General features: G+C 68.9%; 25 protein-coding genes. 18 read left to right on the top strand and 7 right to left on the bottom strand.

The window, feature by feature from the left end; all coding sequences use genetic code 11:
• Positions 1–219 precede the first annotated feature (219 nt).
• Together IBL26_RS20480 and IBL26_RS20475 are read right to left on the bottom strand one after the other, a co-directional pair.
• Complete coding sequence (locus IBL26_RS20480; protein ID WP_187786373.1) at positions 220–942, bottom strand: TVP38/TMEM64 family protein; 723 nt, start codon at positions 940–942, stop codon at positions 220–222.
• Positions 939–1,700, bottom strand: coding sequence for a glycosyltransferase family 2 protein (locus IBL26_RS20475; RefSeq protein WP_241749631.1), 762 nt, complete (start codon positions 1,698–1,700; stop codon positions 939–941). The genes IBL26_RS20480 and IBL26_RS20475 overlap by 4 nt, the downstream gene beginning before the upstream one ends.
• Before the next feature lie 268 nt (positions 1,701–1,968).
• On the opposite strand from IBL26_RS20475, the gene IBL26_RS20470 reads away from it, so the two are divergent.
• From IBL26_RS20470 to IBL26_RS20455, 4 genes are read left to right on the top strand one after another with little or no spacing between them, the layout of a single operon-like run.
• Positions 1,969–3,042 carry a COX15/CtaA family protein gene (locus IBL26_RS20470; protein ID WP_187786371.1) on the top strand — a complete coding sequence of 358 codons (1,074 nt, stop codon included), beginning with the start codon at positions 1,969–1,971 and terminating at the stop codon, positions 3,040–3,042.
• A complete protein-coding gene (locus IBL26_RS20465; RefSeq protein ID WP_187786370.1) occupies positions 3,039–5,291 on the top strand; it encodes a PAS-domain containing protein in 2,253 nt (750 codons plus the stop codon). The genes IBL26_RS20470 and IBL26_RS20465 overlap by 4 nt, the downstream gene beginning before the upstream one ends.
• A complete protein-coding gene (gene tldD, locus IBL26_RS20460) occupies positions 5,288–6,715 on the top strand; it encodes a metalloprotease TldD (protein ID WP_187786369.1) in 1,428 nt (475 codons plus the stop codon). The genes IBL26_RS20465 and tldD overlap by 4 nt, the downstream gene beginning before the upstream one ends.
• On the top strand, positions 6,712–7,158 hold the full coding sequence (locus IBL26_RS20455; protein ID WP_187786368.1) for a GNAT family N-acetyltransferase: 447 nt from the start codon (positions 6,712–6,714) through the stop codon (positions 7,156–7,158). The genes tldD and IBL26_RS20455 overlap by 4 nt, the downstream gene beginning before the upstream one ends.
• Before the next feature lie 300 nt (positions 7,159–7,458).
• Here the strand turns inward: IBL26_RS20455 and kdgD are convergent, their stop codons facing one another.
• Together kdgD and IBL26_RS20445 are read right to left on the bottom strand one after the other, a co-directional pair.
• Positions 7,459–8,385, bottom strand: coding sequence for a 5-dehydro-4-deoxyglucarate dehydratase (gene kdgD / locus IBL26_RS20450; RefSeq protein WP_187786367.1), 927 nt, complete (start codon positions 8,383–8,385; stop codon positions 7,459–7,461).
• Positions 8,386–8,460: 75 nt separating this feature from the next.
• Entirely contained in the window at positions 8,461–9,225 is a 765-nt protein-coding gene (locus IBL26_RS20445; RefSeq protein WP_187786366.1) for a FadR/GntR family transcriptional regulator, read from the bottom strand.
• A 182-nt stretch (positions 9,226–9,407) separates the two neighbouring features.
• Here IBL26_RS20445 and IBL26_RS20440 point away from each other — a divergent pair, with 182 nt between their 5' ends.
• The 4 genes from IBL26_RS20440 to IBL26_RS20425 are packed head-to-tail and all read left to right on the top strand — an operon-like array spanning position 9,408 to position 12,367.
• A complete protein-coding gene (locus tag IBL26_RS20440) occupies positions 9,408–10,091 on the top strand; it encodes an amino acid ABC transporter permease (protein ID WP_187786365.1) in 684 nt (227 codons plus the stop codon).
• Between the two features lie 12 nt (positions 10,092–10,103).
• Positions 10,104–10,757: an amino acid ABC transporter permease gene (locus IBL26_RS20435; RefSeq protein WP_187786364.1), complete on the top strand. Its 654-nt coding sequence runs from the start codon at positions 10,104–10,106 to the stop codon at positions 10,755–10,757.
• Positions 10,741–11,505 carry an amino acid ABC transporter ATP-binding protein gene (locus IBL26_RS20430; protein ID WP_187786363.1) on the top strand — a complete coding sequence of 255 codons (765 nt, stop codon included), beginning with the start codon at positions 10,741–10,743 and terminating at the stop codon, positions 11,503–11,505. The genes IBL26_RS20435 and IBL26_RS20430 overlap by 17 nt, the downstream gene beginning before the upstream one ends.
• Before the next feature lie 55 nt (positions 11,506–11,560).
• Positions 11,561–12,367, top strand: coding sequence for a transporter substrate-binding domain-containing protein (locus IBL26_RS20425; protein WP_187786362.1), 807 nt, complete (start codon positions 11,561–11,563; stop codon positions 12,365–12,367).
• A gap of 344 nt (positions 12,368–12,711) precedes the next feature.
• On the opposite strand, the gene IBL26_RS20420 is transcribed toward IBL26_RS20425, so the two are convergent.
• From IBL26_RS20420 to IBL26_RS20410, 3 genes are all read right to left on the bottom strand, one after another.
• Positions 12,712–12,879, bottom strand: a complete 168-nt coding sequence (locus IBL26_RS20420; RefSeq protein WP_187786361.1) for a DUF1328 domain-containing protein — start codon at positions 12,877–12,879, stop codon at positions 12,712–12,714.
• Between the two features lie 35 nt (positions 12,880–12,914).
• Positions 12,915–13,112 carry a CsbD family protein gene (locus IBL26_RS20415; protein ID WP_187786360.1) on the bottom strand — a complete coding sequence of 66 codons (198 nt, stop codon included), beginning with the start codon at positions 13,110–13,112 and terminating at the stop codon, positions 12,915–12,917.
• 98 nt (positions 13,113–13,210) lie between these two features.
• A complete protein-coding gene (locus tag IBL26_RS20410; protein WP_187786359.1) occupies positions 13,211–13,936 on the bottom strand; it encodes a response regulator in 726 nt (241 codons plus the stop codon).
• 99 nt (positions 13,937–14,035) lie between these two features.
• On the opposite strand from IBL26_RS20410, the gene IBL26_RS20405 reads away from it, so the two are divergent.
• The 10 genes from IBL26_RS20405 (at position 14,036) to rpsT (ending at position 21,602) form a co-directional block, all read left to right on the top strand.
• Positions 14,036–14,542, top strand: coding sequence for a sigma-70 family RNA polymerase sigma factor (locus IBL26_RS20405; RefSeq protein ID WP_187786358.1), 507 nt, complete (start codon positions 14,036–14,038; stop codon positions 14,540–14,542).
• Between the two features lie 309 nt (positions 14,543–14,851).
• The gene (locus tag IBL26_RS20400; protein WP_241749634.1) at positions 14,852–15,388 is read left to right on the top strand and encodes a sigma-70 family RNA polymerase sigma factor; all 537 of its coding nucleotides are present in this window, start codon (positions 14,852–14,854) and stop codon (positions 15,386–15,388) included.
• A complete protein-coding gene (locus IBL26_RS20395) occupies positions 15,388–15,597 on the top strand; it encodes a NepR family anti-sigma factor (RefSeq protein WP_187786356.1) in 210 nt (69 codons plus the stop codon). The genes IBL26_RS20400 and IBL26_RS20395 overlap by 1 nt, the downstream gene beginning before the upstream one ends.
• A 65-nt stretch (positions 15,598–15,662) precedes the next feature.
• On the top strand, positions 15,663–17,408 hold the full coding sequence (locus IBL26_RS20390; protein ID WP_187786355.1) for a sensor histidine kinase: 1,746 nt from the start codon (positions 15,663–15,665) through the stop codon (positions 17,406–17,408).
• 193 nt (positions 17,409–17,601) lie between these two features.
• Positions 17,602–17,793: a hypothetical protein gene (locus IBL26_RS20385; RefSeq protein WP_187786354.1), complete on the top strand. Its 192-nt coding sequence runs from the start codon at positions 17,602–17,604 to the stop codon at positions 17,791–17,793.
• Positions 17,794–17,915: 122 nt separating this feature from the next.
• Positions 17,916–18,188, top strand: a complete 273-nt coding sequence (locus IBL26_RS20380) for a hypothetical protein (RefSeq protein WP_187786353.1) — start codon at positions 17,916–17,918, stop codon at positions 18,186–18,188.
• A gap of 3 nt (positions 18,189–18,191) precedes the next feature.
• Positions 18,192–18,575, top strand: a complete 384-nt coding sequence (locus IBL26_RS20375; RefSeq protein ID WP_187786352.1) for a hypothetical protein — start codon at positions 18,192–18,194, stop codon at positions 18,573–18,575.
• Between the two features lie 200 nt (positions 18,576–18,775).
• Positions 18,776–19,618 (top strand): bifunctional DNA-formamidopyrimidine glycosylase/DNA-(apurinic or apyrimidinic site) lyase, encoded by an 843-nt coding sequence (mutM, locus tag IBL26_RS20370; protein WP_187786351.1) that lies wholly within the window; start codon positions 18,776–18,778, stop codon positions 19,616–19,618.
• A gap of 805 nt (positions 19,619–20,423) precedes the next feature.
• Positions 20,424–21,197: an enoyl-CoA hydratase gene (locus IBL26_RS20365; RefSeq protein WP_187786350.1), complete on the top strand. Its 774-nt coding sequence runs from the start codon at positions 20,424–20,426 to the stop codon at positions 21,195–21,197.
• A 129-nt stretch (positions 21,198–21,326) separates the two neighbouring features.
• The gene (gene rpsT, locus IBL26_RS20360; protein ID WP_187786349.1) at positions 21,327–21,602 is read left to right on the top strand and encodes a 30S ribosomal protein S20; all 276 of its coding nucleotides are present in this window, start codon (positions 21,327–21,329) and stop codon (positions 21,600–21,602) included.
• The last annotated feature ends 441 nt before the right edge of the window (positions 21,603–22,043 follow it).

The raw sequence follows: 22,043 nt of genomic DNA, 5'->3' as shown, positions 1-22,043 counted from the left end.
CGCCACGGCGGGCGGCGGCACGGGGGCCGGGGCGGTGGGCGCGGGCGGCGGCGGGGCTACCGGAACAGGGGGTGGCGGCGGCAACGCATGCCCGGGCAGCGGCAGCACGTGGGAGGCGAAGGCACGCCACAGCGCGCGGTCCTCGTCTGTCAGGGTGCGAGCGCGGCGGGCCATGGTCCGTGTCTTACAGGCGGCGGGCGGCGGGATAAACCGCCGGATTCACTCTGGCTGCTGCGTCGCATCATCCATGGCGCGGCCGGCGCGGTGGCGCCGCAGCATCCACAGCCCCAGCGCCGCCGAGACGACGAACAGCACCACAGCCAGGATGATCTGCCCCTGCCGGTCCACCGCCACGCCGCTGCCGGCGAGCGCGAAAATCACCGTCTGCGGCAGGTAGCCGACCGCGGAACCGGCCAGGAAGGCCAGCAGCGGCAGGCCCGAAAGCCCGGCCAGCAGGTTCAGCGCCAGGTTGTTGCCGATCGGCAGCAGCCGCAGCGCCAGGGTGGTGTTGAAGGGGCTGGCCGCCAGCACGTCCCGCAAGGCCCGCAGCCGCCGGCCGAAGCGCCCGGCCAGCCGCCGTTCCGCCCAGCCACGCCCGACAAGCGCGGCCCAGCCGAACGCCGCCGCGCAGCCCAGCAGCTGCGCCAGCAGGCTCAGCCCGCCACCGATCCAGGCACCGAAGGCATAGCCACCGAGGAACGCCACCGCCTGGCGCGGCACGCCCACGGCGCAGGCCAGCGTGCCAAGTACCAGGAAGGCGGTCTCGCCCCATAGCGTCTGCTGCAGGCCGAAGCGCTCGACCCAGGCTTCCGGCCGGCCGCCGCCCAGCTCCCGCACCAGCCAGCCACCCAGCGCCAGCCCGGCCGCCAGCAGGGCCAGCTTGCCCAGGGAGGCCAGCCGGGGCGGAATGGCGGGCCTGCCGGTCGTAGATTTGCCGGTCATTGATCCCGGGCGGGCAGCAGTTGCGGGCGCTTCCAGCGCCGTTGCAGCCACATCACGCCCATCAGGTCGGTGATGCCGACCAGCGCGCGGTCCAGCGTGCCGTAATTGGAAACGCCGCGCGTGCGCGGCCGGTGGTTCACCGGGCGGCTGACGACGCGCCCACCCACCCGCAGCACCAGGGCCGGCAGGTAGCGGTGCATATGATCGAAGGGCGGCAGCTCCAGGAACAGCGCGCGCGGGAACAGCTTCAGGCCGCAGCCGGTATCCGGCGTCTCGTCGCCCAGCAGCCCGGCGCGGATGCGGTTGGCCCAGCGGCTGGAGAGCCGCTTCACCTGGGTGTCCTTGCGCGTCACCCGCCAGCCGGCGGCCAACAGCCGGGCATTCTCCGGCTCGGCCTGCACGAAGGCCCACATCGCCGGGATATCGGCCGGGTCGTTCTGCCCGTCCCCATCCAGCGTGGCGATCCATTCGGCCCGCGCCGCGCGCACGCCGCTGACGATGGCGGCGGACTGGCCGCAGGACGCCGCATGCCGCAGCACCCGCAATGTGGGCGTCACCGCCGCCACGCTGGCCAGCGCCTGCGCCGTGCCGTCGGTCGAACCGTCGTCGATATAGATGATCTCATGCGCCACATCCGCCAGCGCCGCCGAGATCTCGGCCACCAGGGGGGCGATGTTCTCCGCCTCGTTGCGCACGGGGACGACAACCGCCAGCAGGGGAGAGGCCGGCATCTGCGCCGAGGGGATTACGTCTGACATGTGGAGGCGCGGCGTAGCAGGCACCGCAGCACCGAACAAGCCACATGGCATGCAGCCCTGCCCAACGAGGCCACGGGGCCTGGCCTCCCCGGCAATGTCCGGCCGCACCCCGAACCGCCGACGCGCCCCTGGCGCGTGAGGCATCCGCACCCGCAAGATCAGCGCGCCACCAGGCCCGCCCCCCGCCGCGCAGCCGCAAAGCGCCTGAGAGCCCCGACATACCGGCGAGGCACAAGCGCCGCCGGCTGTGCTAAGAAGCCGCCCTATCATGCCCTTCGATGTGCCCCCCTCCCCAGCCCCTCTCTCCCGCGATGCCGCTGACCGGCAGGCCATCGCCCGCTGGCTGCTGGCCGTGGCCGGCATGGTGTGGGTGATGGTCGCCCTGGGCGGCGCCACGCGGCTGACCGGCTCCGGCCTCTCCATCATGGAATGGGCGCCGCTCTCCGGCACGCTGCCACCGCTCTCCCATGCCGAATGGCAGCGGCTGTTCGACCTGTACCGCACCATTCCGCAATACCAGCTGGTCAACCAGGGCTTCGGGCTGGAAGGCTTCCAGCGCATCTTCTGGCTGGAATGGTCCCACCGGCTGTGGGGGCGGCTGATCGGCCTGGCCTTCCTGCTACCGCTCATCTGGTTCTGGGTGCGCGGCCGCATCCCCGCCGGGCTGAAGCCGCGCCTGGTGGTGCTGTTCCTGCTGGGCGGCATGCAGGGCGCCGTCGGCTGGTTCATGGTCGCCTCGGGGTTCGAGGCGGACCGCACCGCCGTCTCCCCCTACCGCCTCGTGGTGCATCTTGGGCTGGCGCTGCTGCTCTACGGCGTGCTGCTGTGGACGGCGATGACGCTGCGCCACCCCGAACGCGACGCCCCCGCGGCCGCCGCCCCGCTCCGCCGCCTGGCGCACCCCACCGCCGGGCTGGTCGTGCTCGCCATGCTGGCGGGCGGCTTTGTCGCCGGGCTGAAGGCCGGGCTGGACTACAACACCTTCCCGTTGATGGATGGCCGGCTGGTGCCCGCCGGCTACGCCATGCTCTCCCCCTTCTGGCTGAACTTCACCGCCAACATCGCCGCCGTGCAGTTCAACCACCGCCTGCTGGCCACCCTGGCCGGGCTGTGCGCGCTGGCCCTGGCCTTCTGGGGCGCCCGCGTGCTGCCCGCCGGCCGCGCCCGCACCGCGCTGCTGGCGCTGGGTGGCACCGTGGCGCTGCAATACGCGCTGGGCGTCGCCACCCTGCTGCTGGTCGTCCCCGCCTGGCTCGGTACCCTGCACCAGGCGGTGGCGGTGGCGGTGCTGACGGCGGCGCTCGCCACCCTTCACGCCCTCCGCCGGCCCAGGACAGCATGAACGACAGCGCCACCTTCGCCGGCACCTCCCCGGAGGCTGCCGCACTGGCGGTCGCTCCCTTCAACGTCATGGTCTTCGATGGCCAGGGGCAGACCCGCTTCGTCAGCCGCGAAGCGGTGCGCCAGCTGGGCCTGCCGCCGGGTACCGACCTCGCCGGCCGCCCCATGCTGGAAGTCGCCCGGCTCTGCGCCTTCCGCGGCTCCCTCGGCCCCGGGGACCCGGAGGCCCTGGCCCAGCAGCTGATGGCGGTGGACCGCAGCAAGCCACACCGCCGCGTCGTCCGCGGCAATGATGGCCGCTGGCTGGAGATGACGTCGGAACCGCTGCCCGATGGCGGCTTCGCCAGCTACGCCTACGACATCACCCACCACCACCAGGCCCGCGCCAACCTGACGGAGGACATGCGGCGGCTGGAAATGGCGCTGCAGCAGCAGCCCGGCGGCGTCGGCGTCTTCGATGCCGAGAAGCGCCTGCTGCTGCACAACGATGCGTATGAGCGCGTGCTGGGCATGATCCCCGGCACCCTGCATCGTGGTACCTCGCTGGCGGACGTGCAGGCCAACGTGCTCGGCCAGTACGGCATGGACCCCGCCATCCGCGAAGCCAATGCGGAGCGCAGCCAGATCGACCGCAGCAGGCCGCATGACGAGGTGCGCACCCTGCCGGATGGCCGCACCATCCGCACCACCAGCCTGCCCATGGCCAGCGGTGGCTTCCTGGTAACGGTGGAGGACGTGACGGCCCTGCGGCGGGCGGAAGAGGAAGCCCAACTGCGCTTCGCCACCCTGCGCGGCGTGCTGGCGGCCCTGCCCTATGGCATCTGCGTCTATGATTCCAGCCAGCGCCTGACCATGGTGAACGACGCCTACCAGCGCATCCTGAAGGGTGCGGAACTGCAGGTGGGCGAATACCTGCTGGACATCTGCCGCCGCCGCGAAGCCGCTGGCGAGTACCCGCCCGGCATCACCGCCGAGGATATCTACCAGCGCCAGTTCCGCCGGGACCAGCCGCCCCGCACCCGCCGCCGCCACGACGGCACCATGATCGAGGTCCGCAACGCCCCGCTGCCGGATGGTGGCCACATCAATGTCGTCGCCGACGTCACCGCCCTGCACCAGGCGGAAGCCAAGGCCAAGCAGCGCGCGGACCTGCTGCAGGCGATGCTGGACAACATGCGCCACGGCGTCTGCCTGTTCGACCGCGAGTCCCGCGTCGTCGCGCTGAATGGCCTGGCGCGGCAGTTGAACGGCCTGGAGCCGGAGGAATGCCTCCCCGGCACCACGCTCACCGAAATCCGCGAGTTGCAGCGCCTGCGCGGCGAGTACCGCGAGGGCCACATGGCCGCCTACTACGCCTGCATGGCGCCACCGGACAAACGCTCCAGCTACATCCACCAGCGCCTGGACGGCGTGGTCGTCGAGGTCAGTACCGACCCGACGCCGGATGGCGGCTTCGTCCGCACCTATGCCGACGTCACCGAGGAACGCCGCATCCGCCGCGCGCTGGAGGAAGCCCGCCGCACGGCGGAGGATGCCAGCTCCGCCAAGACGCGCTTCCTGGCCACCATGAGCCACGAGCTGCGCACGCCGCTCAACGCCGTCATCGGCTTCTCCGAGGCCCTGCTGGCGGAGGACGGCATGCCGCCCAGCGGCATGGAATTCTCCGCCGCCATCCTCGATGCCGGCCGCCACCTGCTCTCCCTGATCGACGACATCCTGCAGGTCTCCCAGCTCGGCAGCGGCGGCATGGCGGCGCAGACCCGCGCCCTGTTCCTGCCCAGCGTGCTGGACAGCGCCCAGCGCCTGATGCGCGGCGCCGCCGACCAGGCCGGCGTCGCCTTCGTGGTGGAACCGCTGCCGCAGCACCTGCCCCGCGCCCAGGCGGATGAACGCCGGCTGCGGCAGATCCTGCTCAACCTGCTCTCCAACGCCGTGAAGTTCACGCCGTCCGGCGGCACCGTCCGGCTCGCCGCCACCAGCCTGCCGGATGGGCAGGTCGACATCACCGTCACCGATACCGGCATCGGCATCGCCGCCGAGGACCTGCCCCGCGCCTTTGAACCCTTCGTGCAACTGGAAACGACGCATGACCGGCGCTATGGCGGCTCCGGCCTCGGCCTCTACCTCGCCCGGGCCTTCGCCCGCACCATGGGGGCGGAGCTGACGCTGGAAAGCACACGGGGTGCCGGCACCACCGCCCGCCTGCGGCTGGCCGCCGCCCGCACCCCCGCACAGGAGCAGACGGCATGAGCGCCCTCGACACCACCGACCGCCTGTTCTTCCGCGAGCTGGACCCGACCGCCGCCACCCGCATCCTGCAGAACGCCCTGGCCGGCGCCGAGGATGGCGAGCTGTTCCTGGAATACCGGGAAAGCGAGGCCATCAGCCTGGATGACGGCCGCATCCGCACCGCCAGCTTCGACACCACGCGCGGCTTCGGCCTGCGCGCCGTGAAGGGGGAAGCCGCCGGCTACGCCCATGGCGGCGACATCTCCGAACCCGCGCTGAAGCGGGCGGCGGAGACGGTGCGCGCCATCTCTTCCGGCGCCTCCGGCAGCCTCGCCGTTGCGCCGCGTGCCACCAATGCCCGCCTCTATGTGCCGGACAACCCGCTGCCGGAGATGGACTTCGCCGCCAAGACCGCGCTGCTGGCCGCGATCGATGCCCATGCCCGCGCGCGGGACCCGCGCGTCACCCAGGTGATGGCCAGCCTGACCGGCGAATGGCAGGCGGTGCAGATCCTGCGCGCGGACGGTACCCGGGTCGCCGACCTCCGCCCCCTGGTGCGCCTCAGCATCGCCGTGGTGGTCGAGGCCGATGGACGGCGGGAGACCGGCAGCCACGGCCTCGGCGGCCGCTTCACCTACGGGCAGATCACCAGCGAGGCCACCTGGAAGGACGCCATCGAGCAGGCGCTGCGCCAGGCGCTGCTGAACCTCGACGCCGTGCCCGCGCCGGCCGGGGAGATGGAAGTCGTGCTCGGCCCGGGCTGGCCCGGCATCCTGCTGCACGAAGCCATCGGCCACGGCTTGGAAGGCGACTTCAACCGCAAGAAGACGTCCGCGTTTTCCGGCCTGCTCGGCCAGCGCATCGCCGCCCCCGGCGTCACCGTCGTCGATGACGGCACGATCCCCGACCGCCGCGGCAGCCTGACCATCGACGACGAAGGCACCCCCACCGGCCGCACCGTCATGATCGAGGACGGCATCCTCAAAGGCTTCATCCAGGACCGGCAGAACGCGCGGCTGATGGGCGTGGCACCCACGGGCAACGGCCGCCGCCAGAGCTACGCCCACGCCCCCATGCCGCGCATGACCAACACCGTCATGATGGCCGGCCAGCACAGCCCGGACGAGATCCTCGCCTCGGTGAAGCGCGGCATCTACGCGGTGAATTTCGGCGGCGGCCAGGTGGATATCACCAGCGGCAAGTTCGTCTTTTCCGCCTCCGAGGCCTATCTGGTGGAGAACGGCAAGATCGGCGCGCCGGTGAAGGGCGCCACCCTCATCGGCTCCGGCGCCGATGCGCTGACCAAGATCTCCATGATCGGCAACGACATGGGCATGGATCCCGGCATCGGCACCTGCGGCAAGCAGGGCCAGGGCGTGCCCGTGGGCGTCGGCCAGCCCACGCTGAAGATGAACGGCCTGACCGTCGGCGGCACCGCCGTATGAGCATCCGTCCGGCGCGGCCCGGGGAAGACGCCCTGCTGGCCGCGCTGGTCGAACGCGCCTACGCCCACTACCTGCCCGTCATCGGCCGCCGCCCCGCCCCGATGGACGACGACTACGCCGCCCGCATCGCCGCCGGCCAGGCCTGGGTGCTGGAGGACGACGCCCGCATCCTCGGCCTTCTGGTGCTGGAAGATGCGCCGGACCACCTCTGGCTGGACAACATCGCCCTCGACCCCGACCTCGGCCGCAAAGGCCTCGGCCAGTTGCTGATGCGCTTCGTCTTCGATGAAGCCAGACAGCGCGGCGTGCCGGAAGTGCGGTTGCTGACCAATGCGCTGATGACCCGCAACATCGGCATCTACCAGCGGCTGGGCTTCACGGAATACGACCGGCGGGAGGAGAATGGATTCTTCCGCGTCTATATGCGGGCGGCTGTGGATTGAGGCCGTGGCCAGGGGGCGCTGCCCCCTGGAACCCCCGCCGGGGTGGAAAGTCCACCCCGGGCCCCGCTGCCAGTTTTTCTGGGGCCTAGATGCCCAGGCGCGGCGCCGGACGGATGGCGCATTCAAGAGATATCTAAAAGGCCCCGCGGGCTGAACCCTCAGTCGCCGAGGATCATCGATCCTCGGCGCATCCCCACCATACCAAAAGCAAAAACAGACGGCGGGGTCTGGGGTGACCCTGTCACCCCAGTAGGGGTGTCCAGAGGGGGCAACGCCCCCTTTGGCCAAGACGCCGTGCCTTCAGGCCTGAGAGCCGAGCGCCTCGATCAACGGCCGCAGTTCTTCCAGTTCCACATCCGTCAGGTCGCTGATCGGCGAGCGCACCGGCCCGGCGCCATGCCCGACGATGGTCGCGCCGGCTTTGACGATGGAGACCGCATAGCCCGGCTGGCGATTGCGGATCTTCAGGTAGGGAAAGAAGAAGTCGCGCAGGATGCGGTCCACCGTCGCGGTGTCCCCCGTCGTCACGGCCTTGTAGAAATCCAACGCCGTGCGCGGGATGAAGTTGAACACGGCGGAGGAATAGGTCGGCACGCCCATCGCCAGGTAGGCGGCGGCGTAGACTTCGGCGGTAGGCAGGCCGCCCAGATAGGTCAGCCGGTCACCGAGCGCGTTGTGGACCGAGACCATCGCCTCGATCTCGCCCACGCCGTCCTTGAAGCCGATCAGGTTGGGGCACTCGTCGGCCACGGCCAGCAACGTCTCGGCGGAGACCTTGCAGTTGGCGCGGTTGTAGACGATCACGCCCAGCTTGGTGGACTTGCACACCGCGGCGATATGCGCGCGCAGCCCGGCCTGGGAGGTCTCGGTCAGGTAGGGCGGCATCAGCAGCACGCCGGCGGCGCCAAGGCGCTCGGCCTCCTGCGCGTACTCGATCGCCATGCGGGTGCCGTAGCCGGCGCCGGCCACGATCGGCACCTGGCCGCCAGAGCCTTCGATCGCCGTCTTCACCACGTCGGAATATTCGCGCTGGGTCAGCGAGAAGAACTCGCCCGTGCCGCCGGCGGCGAACAGCGTGGCGGTGCCGTAGGGCGCCAGCCATTCCAGGCGGGCGCGGTATCCGGCCGCATCGAATTCACCGGCGGCGGTGAAGTCGGTGACGGGAAAGGAGAGCAGCCCGGTCGGCAGCGCGGCCTTGAGCTCGGCGGGGGTAAACTGGGCGGTCATCCGTATGGCGTCCTCGTTGGGATGGCGAATTTGTCAGTTGTCATACAAGTTCCATTCCCACCCCGCAAGCCCGCCTCAGCTTTCGGCAGAGGCCAATTGTACCAAGGCCTTGCGCAGCCGTTCCCGGCTGTTGGTCAGGTGCAGCCGCATGGCGCCCCGCGCACCCTCCGCATCCCCGCGCCTGATGGCGTCCAGGATATGCGCGTGCTCCACCTGCAAAGTGCGCAGATACAGCACCTTGGCGGCCGCATCGTCCTTGAACAGGTCGATCCGCAGGCGCGGCAGCAGATGGGGGGAAAGCCCGGTCATCAGCGTGCGGAAATAGGCGTTGCCGGAGAGGTCGGCGATGCACAGGTGGAAGGCCTGGTCATGCACCGTGGACTGCTCCGGCGTCTCCACGCTGGCGTCGAACTGGGCAGCAATCCGCTCCAGCGGCTCCACCGCCGCCTCCCCCCGCCGCTGCGCCGCCAGCGATGCCGCCTCGGACTCCAGCGCGATGCGGATCTCCATCAGCTTCAGCACATCCTCGGCCGCGCCGATCTCGGAATGTTCCAGCCGGTAGCTCAGGGGTTGTGAAGCGGGGTCCAGCACGAAGGCGCCCCGGCCCTGCCGCGTCGCCAGCCGCCCGGCGGCGCGCAGGCTGGATATCGCCTCCCGCACCACGGTCCGGCTGACATGGTAGCGCTGCATCAGCTCCCGCTCCGTCGGCAACTGGTCGCCCGGCTTCAGCTCGCCCTGGGTGATGCGGCTCTGCAGGTCGTGCGTCACCTGCTCCGTCAGGCTCAGCCGGCGGGGTTCCTGGATGCGGGGGATGACAAGTGAGACACGATCGGCGGACATGGAGAACCTTGAAGTGGGCGCGGCAGCAAGGGGCTTGCATCGGCTGCGGGGCAGAGTTATCTGCCTAGCATAATTGGTCTGACAACAGACGACAAATGGTGCGGAGCTACCGCACCGGAGGAACAGGACAGGATGGACACGTCGCGTCAACGCGCCGTGGGGCTGCCCGTCAGGCTGACCCCGTGAGATACGATTTCGATTTCGCCGTCCTGCTGGATTACTGGCCCGACTTCCTGGCCGGCGCCTGGGTGACGTTGCAGCTGACCTTCCTGGCCACCGTCTTCGGCATGGCCATCGGCACACTCTGCGCCATCGGCGCCCGCGGCAAGCGCCGCTGGCTGGCCCGCGCCATCGGCATCTATGTCGAGATCATCCGCAACACGCCGTTCCTCATCCAGATCTTCTTCCTTTATTTCGGCCTCGCCAGCGCCGGGCTGCGGCTGCCGGTCTTCACCGCCGCCGTCATCGCCATGGTGTTCAACGTCGCCGCCTATTGCTCGGAAATCATCCGCGCCGGCATGGACACGGTGCATCCGGGGCAGATCGAGGCGGCGCAATCCCTCGGCATGTCCACCCCCACCATTTACTGGGACGTCATCCTCCGCCCAGCGATCGAGCGCGTCTATCCGGCGCTGACTGGCCAGTTCGTGCTGATGATGCTCTCCTCCTCCGTCGCCTCGCAGATCTCGACCGAGGAACTGACGGCGGTGGCCAACAACGTCCAGTCCTTCACCTTCCGCAGCCTGGAGACCTTCCTGGCCATCGCGCCGATGTATCTGGCGCTGGCGGCGCTGCTGAAGCTGTCCTTCTGGGGCATCGGCCTGTTCGCCTTCCCCCGCCGACGCCGCCTCGGCACCGCGCTGTAGGGGCCCGGCATCATGGATATCGTCTTCAACTGGAGCTACTTCGGCTACCTGCTCTACGGCGCCATGTGGACCCTGGTGCTCTCCGCCTGCGCCTTCGTGCTCGGCGGCGCCGCCGGCTTCCTGGTCATGCTGGCCCGCACGGCGCAAAGCCGGCTGATCCGCCAGATCGCGCTGGTCTACGTCGAAATCATCCAGGGCACGCCGCTGCTGGTGCTCCTGTTCATCGCCTATTTCGGCCTTGGCGTCTTCGGGATCGAGGTGCCGCCCCTGGTCGCCGCCGCCATCTCGCTGATGATCAATGCCAGTGCCTTCCTCGGCGAGATCTGGAAGGGCTGCGTCGAAGCCGTGCCGCGCACCCAGCGCGAAGCCGCCGAATGCCTGGCGCTGACCCGCTGGCAGGCTTTCGTCGATGTCATCCTGCCGCAGGCCGCGCGCATCGCCACGCCGCCGACCGTCGGCTTCATGGTGCAGATGCTGAAGAACACCTCCCTCGCCTCCGTCGTCGGCTTCGTGGAGCTGACGCGCGCGGCGCAGGTCATCAACAACTCCACCATCCAGCCCTTCCTCGTCTTCGGCATCGCCGGCACGATGTATTTTGTCCTGTGCTACCCGCTGACGGCGTGGAGCCGCTCCCTCGAAAGGACGCTGAATGTCGGCCGCCGTTAACGCCCCCGCTGTCGCGCTCCCCGCTGTCGCTCTCAAGGACGTCCGCAAGAGCTACGGCCCGCTGGAAGTGCTGAAAGGCGTCTCCTTCGACGTCGCGCCGGGCGAGGTCGTCGCCATCATCGGCGCCAGCGGTTCCGGCAAGTCCACCGCGCTCCGCTGCATCAATGGGTTGGAGAGCATCCAGGCCGGCAGCATCGAGGTCTGCGGCCACCATGTCGGCACCCAGCGCAGCGATGCGGAACTTCGCGCCCTGCGCCAGGATGTCGGCATCGTCTTCCAGAGCTACAATCTGTTCCCGCACCTGACGGTGGAGCAGAACGTCACCCTCGCCCCCCGCCGCGTGAAGCGCATCGGCAACGCAGCGGCGAAGGATCTCGCCCGCGCCTGCCTCGCCCAGGTCGGGCTGGCGGAGAAGGCGGATTCCTACCCGGAGCAGCTCTCGGGTGGCCAGCAGCAGCGCGTTGCCATCGCGCGCAGCCTGGCGATGCAGCCCAAGGTCATGCTGTTCGACGAAGTGACCTCGGCGCTCGACCCGCACCTCACCGGCGAAGTACTGCGCGTGATGGAGAAGCTGGCGCGGGACGGCATGACCATGATCACCGTGACGCACGAGATGGGCTTTGCCCGCCGCGTGGCCAACCGCACCATCTTCATGCGCGACGGCCTGGTCTGGGAAGTCGGCGGCGCCGAGATGTTCGCCGCCCCCAGGACCCCTGAGTTGCAGAGCTTCCTGGGCAGCGAGCTTTAGGCCCGCAACCCACCGACCGGCCCAAATCAAGAATCAACAGAGGACGACCACAGGAATGACCACCATCAACCGCCGCACCCTGCTCGCCGGCGCCGCCGGCCTCGGTGCCACCAGCTTCATCGCGCTGCCCGCGTGGGCGGACAGCCTGGCCGATATCCAGAAGGCCAAGAAGGTCCGCATCGCCGTGGCGATGGGCATCCCCCTCTTCGCCTTCATGGATGCCGGCCTCAACCCCACCGGCTCGGATGTCGAGACGGCGAAGATGGTCGCCAAGTCCCTGGGCGCGGAGCTGGAGCTGGTGCAGATCACCAACGCCGCCCGCGTCCCCACCATCCAGACGCGCAAGGCCGATATCCTCATCGCCTCGCTCGCCATCACGCCGGAACGCAAGCGCGCGATCGACTTCACCATCCCCTACGCGACGCTGGACATCATCGTGGCCGGCATCCCCAGCCTGGCGGTGAAGGACTATGCCGGCCTCGTCGGCAAGCGCATCGGCGTGACGCGCGCCACCGTCAACGACGTCATGGTCACCCAGAACGCCCGCGGCGCCGAGATCATCCGCTTTGAGGATGACGCGACGCTGATCACCGCCGTCGTCTCCGGCCAGCTGGACCTCGTCTCCACGCAGACCGCCGTGCTGGCCAGCATGAACGAGAAGCGCGCCGGCAACACGCTGGACGTGAAGTTCGTGCAGCAGGAGCTGAATCTCGGCATGGCCTTGCCCAAGGGCGAAGACACGCTGAAGACCTGGCTGAACGAATGGATCCGCACCTCGTTCAACAGCGGCGAGCTGAACACGATGTTCAAGAAGTTCCACAACCGCGACCTGCCGGCTGACCTGATCAACCGCGAGACCTGATCGCCCTGGGGAGGGGGGAAGAGGAAGGCTGGGGAAGGAATTCCCCAGACCCCTTCTTTTCTGTTTTCAAGTTTTTGGGGCGTGGCTGTCGAAACGGTGCACCTGAATGACGGCTGGGTGCGCCGGAGGTCCTAGACCTCCGGCGACTGACGGTTCAGCCCTTGTGGCCCATTTAAAAATCATCAAGCAGCGTCCGCCCTCAGTTCTGAAGCGCCACACCAAACTCGAAGAAATAAAGAAGGGGTCCGGGGAATTCATTCCCTGGCCTTCCCCCCTTCAGCAGCCAAAAAAAGGCGGGCCCCAACCGGGACCCGCCTTTTCCGTCAAACGATGTGGGAGAGCGCTTAACCGAAGGCCCAGCCGCGCCCGGCGATCAGCGAGATCAGGAACAGCACCAGGAACACGACGAACAGGATCTTGGCGATGCCGCTGGCAGCCGAGGCGATGCCGCTGAAGCCAAGTACGCCGGCCACCAGGGCGATGACCAGGAAGATGAGAGTCCAGTAGAGCATGGCAGGGAGTCCTTAGAGGCCGGGGTGGATCGGGGTCATGCCCGACCGGCGGTGCCGTGCGCGTGCCGGGGCGGCAGGTCCAGCATCACGCCGTGGCGATGCTGGATGCGCCCGATCAACCGGTCCCGCTGGCCCCGGCGGATGGCGGTCTCATCCGCCACCAGCCTGCCCCAGCCTTCCCTCATCATGCCCGTCATCTGCTTCCAGCTGCCGGCGATGCGGTCCCGTGTCATCGGGCCTGTCCTCCGCTCCGTCCCCGCCCGGCCCATCCGGTGGTACGATGGCAGAGCAACGTGACGGATGACGCCCCGGTTTCAGCTTCGCTGTTCGCTCACTCGATCGGCACCGTAGAGGACACGGCCTGGTAGGTGGCGATCGCCAGCGCCAGCGGCTCGAAGGGCTTGGAGATGACGAAGGCCGGCTCCACCCGTTCCGCCGTCAGCAGCCGCTCGGGGTAGGCGGTCACGAAGATCACCGGCACCTTCAGCTGTTCCTGAATACGGCCCACGGCGGTGATGCCGTCGCCGCCCGCGCCCAGGTTCACGTCGGCCAGGATCAGGCCGGGGCGCTTGGTCTCCGCCAGCCGCACCGCCTGCGCCTCGGTCGCGGCGACGCCGACGACGCGGTGGCCGCAGGCTTCCACCAGCTGCCGCACATCCATGGCGATGATCGGCTCGTCCTCGATCACCAGCACGTCCGTCGCGGCGGCGCTGCGCAGGGCGGTGCGGGCCTCTTCCAGCTCGGTCTCGGCCACCTCGGTGGTGATGCCCAGCACGGCGGCCGCCTCGTCGAGCGAGAGTTCCTCCAGCGCCGTCAGCAGCAGAAGCTGGCGCTGGCGGGCGGGCAGCACCGCGCCCTGCGGCGGCTTGGCCGGCGGCGGCGCCAGCCGGGTCACGCCAGCATATAGCGCCAGGCGGGCCGGCAGGTCCGGCAGCCCGGCCTTCAGGGCGGCGCCCACCAGCGCGTCGCCGGCGCTCTGGCCGCCGGTCAGGGCACGGGCGTAACGGCGGGCCGGCGGCAGGCTCCGCAGCAGATCGGCTTGGGTGACGGCGTTCATGGAGGGCACCTCATGTCAGTCCTGAAGTCTGGCACTGTTTTGCGCGTTGTGGGAAAGGTCGCCAAGGCGTTGTTTATCGCAAGATGTCCGAGACACTGAATGACCGAGACGCGTGCCGAGACGATTCGCGACGCCTTGCCAAGGCTGCTGCCGGACCTGCGCGCCTTCGCGCGCTTCCTGGCACGGGACACCGCCCTGGCGGACGACCTGGTGCAGGAAGCCGTGCTGCGAGCCCTGCGGGCGGAATCGCAATGGGAGCCGGGAACCAGCCCCCGGGCCTGGGTGTTCTTCATTCTCCGGAACGTCTTCCTGGAACAGATCCGTCGCCGCGGCACGGAGCGCCGGGCGCTGGAGCGGATGCCGCCGGCCGATGAAGCCGGCCCCTCCCCGCAGGAGGGTCACGGCGAGATCGACGATCTGGGGCGCGCCCTCCAGACCCTGCCCCTGCCGCAGCGGGAGGCCTTGATCCTGGTGGGCGCCCATGGGCTGTCGCATGAGGAAGCCGCCGTCATCGTGGGTGCGCCGGTGGGCACCGTGAAGGCACGGGTTGCGCGGGCCCGCGCCGCGTTGGCACGCAGCTTTCCTGAACGGGCGCCGCGGGGGTGAGATGCCTGGTCCGGCTCGGGTCGCTGGTAACAGTGTCTCGTCCGTTGGATGGCATGGTTCTCTGGCGTAATGAGCGCCGGCGTGGCAGGGTTTCATCACAAAAAAGTGTGGGTGAATCCCGTGACTCCCTTAACGGCGATGCAACCGGCTCTTCGGCTGCGGCATTGGTCGGACATGCAAGGCGATCACAAGGATACCCATCACGTGGCCACGTCCGAGACCGCAGAAGCCGTCACCGTGAATGAAGGTCCCAGCTTCCACGACCAGCTGGTGGCCCTGCTGCCGCGCTTGCGCGTGCAGGCCGTGTCCATGACCCGGAACCGGGCGGATGCCGACGACCTGGTGCAGGCCGCCGTCAGCAACGCGCTGGCAGCCCAGCACAGCTTCACCCCCGGCACGAATTTCGGCGCCTGGATGTTCCGCATCCTGCGGAACCGCTTCCTGTCCGATATCCGCCGCCGCCGCGACACCTGCGACATGGACAACGCCCCCGCTGAGGCGCTGGCCCGCCCCGCCGCGCAGGAAGACAGCCTGGCCCTGCGGGAGCTCCGCATGCGTCTGGCCGACCTCCCCGCCGACCACCGTACCGCGCTGCTGCTGGTGACGGTGCAGGGCATGTCCTACGAGGAAGCCGCCGAAGTCATGGGTTGCGCCGTCGGCACCGCCAAGTGCCGCGTGTTCCGTGCTCGCCGGCAGCTCGAGGCCTGGCTGACGGGCGACCAGCCCACCAAGGCCGCCAAGCGCAATACGGCTCAGTCCCAGGCTGGCGAAACCCGCCGCCGGAGTGCTACGAACCGTGTGAGCAACAAGATGGCCAGCGAGCAGGGTCTGCACCTGGAAAGCTAATGGACGATCAGTCTGACAAGCGCGCATTAGCGGCGGAGGAGGCCGATGCCTCCGAACGCACGGCTGAGGGACGTGCCCGGAAGGGCACGCCCGACGCCGCCTTTGACTTGTGGCTGCAACGCAGCCTGCACGCCATGTATGACGACATCGCCCGTGAGCCGATCCCCGAGGAACTCTTGAAACTGATTGAGCAGGACCGGTCTCAGTGACGTCCCCACAGTCCCCACCTTCAAGGTGGGGGCCGTGGGTCCTACTCCGCTCAGTGCGGGGGCGGATGCTGCTGCTACTCATCGTCGCCAGCATCCCCGTCATCGGCATCGCCGGTGCCAATGCCATCCTCGGCTACGAATCCGAACGCGCCTCAGGCCTCCGTACCGTCACCCTGCTGGGTGAGGTTGCGGCCGAACGCCATGGCGCCGCCCTGTCCGGCATGCGGGAATTGCTGCAGGGCGTCGCCACCAGCGACGTGCTGGTAGACGCCGCCTCCCCGCAATGCCAGCGCCGGCTGGCCACCCTGCTCGGCATCCACCGCAACCGCTATTCCAATATCTGGCTGCTGGATGGCGAAGGCCGGATGATGTGCAGCGGCGTGCCGACCGACATGGCGCGCGGCAACCAGGAATATGTCGACCTCGCCCAGCGGGCCGCCCGCGCGCCCGTCACCGAAGGCGCACCCCCCTTTGTCATCAACCGCTTCAAGACCGGTACCCTGACCAACCGGCCGATCCTGACCGGCGCCGTGCCCATCATCCGCAACGGCCGGGTGGAGATGATCGTCGCCGCCGGCCTGCTGCTGGACGTGTTCATCCGCAAGGAAAGCCAGTCCATGGCGGTCACGCCGGACCATGTCTGGCTGATGGACCGACAGAACACCCCGCTGCCGCTGACCGGCGCGGAGGAATCCGACCTGCCCGCCGCCCCGCTGATGACCCAGTTGCTCGCGCTGCAGGCCAACCAGGCACTGGAAGGCTTCTCCCGCGGCGGCGGCCACTTCGCCTACGCCATCTCGGACCTGGAGCAGGGGCTGCGCCTTGTCGTCGGCCTGCCCACCACCGAGATCCGCGACAATGCCCGCAGCCTGCTGCTGCGCCGGGCGCTGGAACTGGCGGTGTTCCTGCTGGCCTGCCTCATCGTCATCGTCGTCGGCGCCGATATCGCCATCGCCCGCCCGCTGCGCCTGCTGGCCAGCCGCGTGCGGGGCTGGCGCCCCGGCCTGCCCTTCCCCGGCCTGCCCAGCCGGGGCGAGCCGGAAGAGGTCCGCGCGCTGGAACAGGCCTTCAACGACGCCGCCATCGCCATCGCGGCGCGGGAGGAGCAGCTGAACGGCGCCCTCCGCCAGCGTGACCTGCTGATGGCCGAGATCCACCACCGGGTGAAGAACAACCTGCAGATTGTCGCCTCCCTGCTGAACCTGCAGGCCGGCCGGCTGCGCGACCCCGCCGCGAGGGCCGAGTTCAGCACGGCGCGGGACCGGGTCCAGGCCCTGGCGACGCTGCACCGCCACCTCTACACAAACCGCACCTTCGAGGCGATCGCGCTGCGCCCGTTCCTGGAGGAGCTGTCCAAGCAGCTCTTCAACGCGCTGGGCGAGATCCCCGACCGCCGCATCCGCCTGGTGGTCGAGGCGGAGGACATGGAGATTGTCACCGACCAGGCCGTCTCCATGGCCCTGCTGGTGACCGAGGCGGTGACCAACAGCATCAAGCACGCCTTCCCCGATACCCGCACCGGGACCATCACCATTGCCGTGCGCCATGACGGCGTCATGACCCCGGAAGGCGAGGACGAAGAATTCGAAGCCGTCATCCTGCTGGTGCACGACGACGGCCTGGGCCTTGGCCCGCACGAGGAGGAGCAGGGCATCGGCATGCGCCTCATCCAGGGCTTCGCGCAACATCTGGGCGGCGAGATCGAACGCCAGGCCACCCCCGGCGCCGGTACCGAGTTGCGCGTCCGCTTCCCGCTCCGCCGGCGGGAGGGTGACCTGTCCGGCCGCGCCATGGGCAACCACCAGGCCTGACAGCCCGTTACGAACGCTGCCGGGCTGCCGCTGCGCCCCAGCCGCCGCCCTGGCCCGGACCACCCGGCCGCACCCGGCTGACGGCCCCCAGATCCTACTCCAGATGGCAAAACTGAACGCCACTGCTCACGCTTTCCGCAACTTGTCACGCTGACGCCGCGTTAGGGCGGCATACGGCGAAGGAGACACCGGAATGCGCAAACTGACCCTGCAAGCCCTCACGGCCCTGGCGCTGCTGGCCCCCTTGGCCGCCTGCCACGAGCCTGGCCCCGCCGAACGCGCCGGCCGCAGCCTGGACAATGCCGGCACCGCCATCCGCGACGCGGTCGATCCGCCGGGCCCCGCCGAGCGCGCCGGCCGTAGCATCGACCGCGCCACCCGCTGATCCATCCCTCCGGCCCCTCCTGCGGGAGGGGTTGGAAATGGCCGCGAGACCGGCCAAGCTGAAGCTGGCCAGCGGCCCGACCCGTTATCCCGCTCATCCTTTTATTCACTAGGAGAGACGACATGGCTTCGAACCCGATCCACGGCATCGACCTCGAGCCCGTCGAGGAGCGCATCGCCGACCTTCGCCGCAAGGTCGAGCACCTGATGGAAGAGCGCGTGACGCCTGCCGTCAGCCGCGCCGCCGGCCGCGCCCAGGATTTTGCCGGGCATGTCAGCCACACCGCGCAGAAGGAGGCCGACACCGTCGCCAGCCTCGTGAAGGAGCGCCCCTTCACCGCGATCCTGATGGCCGCCGGTACCGGCTACCTGCTCGCCCGCCTGCTGGGGCGCTGATCCATGCGCGCGCTTCGTCTCGCATCCGTCGCCTGGGAGGCGGAGCGCGCCCGGCTTGGCCTCAGGGTCCAGCGTGAACTGCGCCGCGGCATCCTCTTCGCCGCCGCGGGGGTCATGGCAGCCGCCGCCTTCGCCATGCTGCACCTGGTGGCCTGGATCGCCCTTGGGCCCCATGTGGGCCCGCTCGGCCGCGCCCTGATCATCTTCGGCGTGGATATCCTCCTGGCCCTGATCCTCGGCCTGGTCGCCATGCGGAACCGCCCCAGCCGCGCGGAACTGGAGGCTCTCTCCATCCGCCGCACCGCCCTGGTGGAGGCCCGCAACGGCATTGGCATCAGCATCATACCGCTGGCCTTCGGCCAGCTCCGCCGTCGCCGGCGCCGCTAGAGCTGTTGGCTTGAGGTGGAAGCACCGAAAGCCTGAATTGAGCGGCCAAACACAAGCATGAAGCATGGTGCGGATGCATCATGCTCCAGGCCCGGCTGGCTCCATCCAAATGCGTGAAAAAGGCCGGGGATATCCTTCCCCGGCCTTTTCCGTATCCCACTCCCCTCGCCAGCACCCGGCACGCGGCTTACATCGCCCCCATGCCCGAGCTTCCCGAAGTCGAAACCGTGATGCGCGGCCTGGCCGGCATCCTGACCGGCCAGACCATCCAGCATGCGGAGACGCGGCGCGATGGCATGCGCTGGCCCTTCCCCGCCGGCCTCGCCGCCACCCTGACCGGCGCCCGGGTCGAGGGCTTCCGCCGGCGCGGCAAGTACATGCTGATGCGCCTCTCCAACGGCCAGTCGGTGCTGATCCACCTGGGCATGTCCGGCCGCATGGTGGCCCGCCCACGTGGCGCCAACACCCCGCCCCCCGCCCATGAGCACCTGCTGCTGGAAACCGCTGGCGGCACCCATGTCGGCTTCGTGGATCCCCGCCGCTTCGGCAGCGTCGACCTGATCCCCACCGCGGAGGAAGATACCCACCGCCTGCTGGCCGCCATGGGGCCGGAACCACTGGACGACGCCTTCACCCCCGCCATCCTCGGCGCCGCCCTCGCCGGCAAGCAGACCCCGATCAAGGCGGCGCTGCTGGACCAGGGCGTGGTGGCCGGCCTCGGCAATATTTATGTGGCGGAAGCACTGTTCCGCTCCGGCCTCTCCCCGCGCCGCCTCGCCGGCACCATCCCTGGCGCCCGCGCCGAACGGCTGGTGCCCGCCATCAAGGCCGTGCTGAACGACGCGATCGACGCCGGCGGCTCCTCCCTGCGCGACTACGTCCAGGCCGATGGGGAACTCGGCCACTTCCAGGACCGCTTCTCCGTCTACGACCGCGAAGGGCAGCCCTGCCCGCTCTGCCCCGGCGCACCCGGCTGCCACGGCGTCTCCCGCATCGTGCAGTCCGGCCGCAGCACGTTCTTTTGCGCAAAGACGCAGCGGTGAAGGCAGGGGGCGCTGCCCCCTGGCCCCCGCCGGGGTGGAAAGTCCACCCCGGACCCCGCTGCGAGTTGCCCGCCCTGTGGTGGGAGCGGCATCCTTCTTTGAGAAACTGGAACAAGCCTGCCTGAGGTGAGATGGCCGAAGGCCTGAATCATCTCAAACGCACGCCAGCAAAAGCCACGCTCTGGCTAATGATCATGTTGGAAGCAAAAGCCGCTAAAAGCGGATGCAATATGGCTGGTCGACAGTTGGTTCAGTGTGGAAGAGGAGGTCAGAGGAAGGAATTCCCCTGCGTAAACGGATACGTTTACGCCATTTCTTTTGTCATTGGCGTGGGACTCAGCAGCAGGTGCGGCGTGACAAAGATCACAGCCTATCTGGCCTGAACCAGCAGCCTCCGGCGTCACCCTGGTCCGGGCCGGGAAAGCCGACGCCGCCACATCCACGACCGAAAGACCCGCAGAAAAAAGAACGGGTCCGGGGATTTCCTTCCCCGGCCTTCCTGTCCAAACCGAACGTCGATCCATTCTTATGAATGCCAAGCCCTATTGAATGCCAAGCCCTACCGCATTGCAGTCAGGCGGACCGCGATGAGGCATAGGCACCAAGACGAAATCCCCGCCGGCCTGTGGCGCACACGCCCAAACCCGCCCGCGCTAAAACACCCGGCGGGGTCTGGGGTAGCACTGCTACGCCAGCGGAGGACAGGGCGCAGCGCCCCCTGCCTGCCCCTCCATCCCCCTCGACAGCCGCCCCCAGCCAGCCGACAACAGCCCCCGAGTCGCAGCGAAGGGGGACCCAAAGCGCCATGGCCGAGTTCGAGATGATCCTGACCGAGACCCAGGGCTGTGCCGGCATCATCCGCCTGAACCGCCCGAAGGCGCTGAATGCCCTGTGCGACCAGTTGATGGACGAGCTGGCCCAGGCGCTGCGGGCCTTCGATTCGGACCCCGCCATCGCCGCCATCGTCCTCACCGGCAATGAGAAAGCCTTCGCCGCTGGGGCCGATATCCGGGAGATGCAGCCCCGCAGTTGGCCCGGCACCTACCTGAACGATTTCATCGCGCCGTGGGAGGCCGTGTTGACGGTCCGCAAGCCCGTCATCGGCGCCGTGGCCGGCTTCGCCCTGGGCGGCGGCTGCGAGGTCGCGATGATGTGCGATATCCTCCTGGCGGCCGATACGGCCAAGTTCGGCCAGCCCGAGATCAAGCTCGGCATCCTGCCCGGTGCCGGCGGCAGCCAGCGCCTGACCCGCGCCATCGGCAAGTCCAAGGCCATGGAGATGATCCTGACCGGCCGCATGATGGATGCGGCGGAGGCCGAGCGCACCGGTCTCGTCTCCCGCGTCGTGCCGGCCGATACGCTGGTGGAGGAGGCGGTCTCCCTGGCCCAGCGCATCGGCGAGCACTCCCGCGCCGGCGTCGCCATGGCCAAGGAAGCAGTCAACGCGGCGTTCGAGCTGCCCTTGCGCGAAGGCGTGCGGCTGGAGCGCCGGCTGTTCCTCTCCGCCTTCGGCACGCCCGACCAGCAGGAGGGAATGGCCGCCTTCAACGAGAAGCGTAAGCCCAACTTCGGGGGCTGAGATGCAAGGCGCGGGACGTAAGTTATGCACCGCGCATTGACTCTTATCCCCAGGGGCGGGTAGAAGCGGCGCCTTCCCGTGGGGCTGAACGGCCCGCGTACATCTTAGAAATTGGTCCGAACACACGCCATGGCGAATACGGCTTCCGCGCGTAAGCGCATCCTGCAGACGGCCACCCGCAACGAGCGCAACCGCGCCCGCCGCTCCCGCGTCAGCACCTACCTCGTGAAGGTGGAGAAGGCGATCTCGGGTGGCGACAAGGCCGCCGCCCAGGCCGCCTTCAAGGACATGCAGCCCGAGCTGCACCGCGCCGCCACCAAGGGCGTGATGCACACCAACACCGTGGCGCGGAAGCTGTCGCGCCTGGCCGCCCGCATCAAGTCGCTGGCCGCCGCCCAGGCCTGAGGCCTGGCGGTTCCTCGCGGGGCTCTCCCGCGGGATTGACCGCTGAGGCTCCTGCCCGATGGATATTCCCGTTGCGCCCCGTGGCGCAGCGGAATAGCCTTCAAGAGCAGGTGCTTCTTCTGCAAGTTATCCGACCCTCTCCGTAAATTCGGCCGTACCGCCGGCAGGACTATTATTTTCCTGTCAGTGAAGCACGGATCGCGAACCTGTGCGCATTTCTTGGGTTGCTCCTGGCAGTTCATGATTTTTTGCGCCCATCCCACTTTCAAGTCTCGAAAGTCGGACGGCAGGGGGGAATAATCGGGCCTTCGGAGCCCGATATCCGACCGAACGCTTTCGCCGGACCTCCGGCCAGGGCGCGATTGAGATCAGAGGGTGGCAGATGCTTCGCATGGAGAATGAGCTCGGCATGCCGTCGCCGTCCGCACAAGACCACACAGG

The sequence above is a fragment of the Teichococcus aerophilus genome (assembly GCF_014490485.1).
Lineage (GTDB): Bacteria > Pseudomonadota > Alphaproteobacteria > Acetobacterales > Acetobacteraceae > Pseudoroseomonas > Pseudoroseomonas aerophila.
The sequence above is the reverse complement of the archived record's forward strand: the minus strand, read 5'-3'. Positions and strand labels throughout refer to the sequence as shown.

What these genes read in the sequence shown, in the direction of transcription:
- IBL26_RS20430 (WP_187786363.1), top strand. Translation starts at nt 10,741, where the DNA reads ATGTCGGCCGCCGTTAACGCCCCCGCTGTCGCGCTCCCCGCTGTCGCT.
- IBL26_RS20480 (WP_187786373.1), bottom strand. Translation starts at nt 942, where the DNA reads ATGACCGGCAAATCTACGACCGGCAGGCCCGCCATTCCGCCCCGGCTG.
- IBL26_RS20420 (WP_187786361.1), bottom strand. Translation starts at nt 12,879, where the DNA reads ATGCTCTACTGGACTCTCATCTTCCTGGTCATCGCCCTGGTGGCCGGC.
- IBL26_RS20455 (WP_187786368.1), top strand. Translation starts at nt 6,712, where the DNA reads ATGAGCATCCGTCCGGCGCGGCCCGGGGAAGACGCCCTGCTGGCCGCG.
- IBL26_RS20465 (WP_187786370.1), top strand. Translation starts at nt 3,039, where the DNA reads ATGAACGACAGCGCCACCTTCGCCGGCACCTCCCCGGAGGCTGCCGCA.
- IBL26_RS20385 (WP_187786354.1), top strand. Translation starts at nt 17,602, where the DNA reads ATGCGCAAACTGACCCTGCAAGCCCTCACGGCCCTGGCGCTGCTGGCC.
- IBL26_RS20380 (WP_187786353.1), top strand. Translation starts at nt 17,916, where the DNA reads ATGGCTTCGAACCCGATCCACGGCATCGACCTCGAGCCCGTCGAGGAG.
- IBL26_RS20435 (WP_187786364.1), top strand. Translation starts at nt 10,104, where the DNA reads ATGGATATCGTCTTCAACTGGAGCTACTTCGGCTACCTGCTCTACGGC.
- rpsT (WP_187786349.1), top strand. Translation starts at nt 21,327, where the DNA reads ATGGCGAATACGGCTTCCGCGCGTAAGCGCATCCTGCAGACGGCCACC.
- IBL26_RS20390 (WP_187786355.1), top strand. Translation starts at nt 15,663, where the DNA reads ATGCTGCTGCTACTCATCGTCGCCAGCATCCCCGTCATCGGCATCGCC.
- IBL26_RS20365 (WP_187786350.1), top strand. Translation starts at nt 20,424, where the DNA reads ATGGCCGAGTTCGAGATGATCCTGACCGAGACCCAGGGCTGTGCCGGC.
- IBL26_RS20415 (WP_187786360.1), bottom strand. Translation starts at nt 13,112, where the DNA reads ATGACACGGGACCGCATCGCCGGCAGCTGGAAGCAGATGACGGGCATG.
- IBL26_RS20395 (WP_187786356.1), top strand. Translation starts at nt 15,388, where the DNA reads ATGGACGATCAGTCTGACAAGCGCGCATTAGCGGCGGAGGAGGCCGAT.
- IBL26_RS20470 (WP_187786371.1), top strand. Translation starts at nt 1,969, where the DNA reads ATGCCCTTCGATGTGCCCCCCTCCCCAGCCCCTCTCTCCCGCGATGCC.
- kdgD (WP_187786367.1), bottom strand. Translation starts at nt 8,385, where the DNA reads ATGACCGCCCAGTTTACCCCCGCCGAGCTCAAGGCCGCGCTGCCGACC.
- IBL26_RS20425 (WP_187786362.1), top strand. Translation starts at nt 11,561, where the DNA reads ATGACCACCATCAACCGCCGCACCCTGCTCGCCGGCGCCGCCGGCCTC.
- IBL26_RS20400 (WP_241749634.1), top strand. Translation starts at nt 14,852, where the DNA reads ATGACCCGGAACCGGGCGGATGCCGACGACCTGGTGCAGGCCGCCGTC.
- IBL26_RS20475 (WP_241749631.1), bottom strand. Translation starts at nt 1,700, where the DNA reads ATGTCAGACGTAATCCCCTCGGCGCAGATGCCGGCCTCTCCCCTGCTG.
- IBL26_RS20445 (WP_187786366.1), bottom strand. Translation starts at nt 9,225, where the DNA reads ATGTCCGCCGATCGTGTCTCACTTGTCATCCCCCGCATCCAGGAACCC.
- IBL26_RS20410 (WP_187786359.1), bottom strand. Translation starts at nt 13,936, where the DNA reads ATGAACGCCGTCACCCAAGCCGATCTGCTGCGGAGCCTGCCGCCGGCC.
- IBL26_RS20405 (WP_187786358.1), top strand. Translation starts at nt 14,036, where the DNA reads ATGACCGAGACGCGTGCCGAGACGATTCGCGACGCCTTGCCAAGGCTG.
- tldD (WP_187786369.1), top strand. Translation starts at nt 5,288, where the DNA reads ATGAGCGCCCTCGACACCACCGACCGCCTGTTCTTCCGCGAGCTGGAC.
- IBL26_RS20375 (WP_187786352.1), top strand. Translation starts at nt 18,192, where the DNA reads ATGCGCGCGCTTCGTCTCGCATCCGTCGCCTGGGAGGCGGAGCGCGCC.
- mutM (WP_187786351.1), top strand. Translation starts at nt 18,776, where the DNA reads ATGCCCGAGCTTCCCGAAGTCGAAACCGTGATGCGCGGCCTGGCCGGC.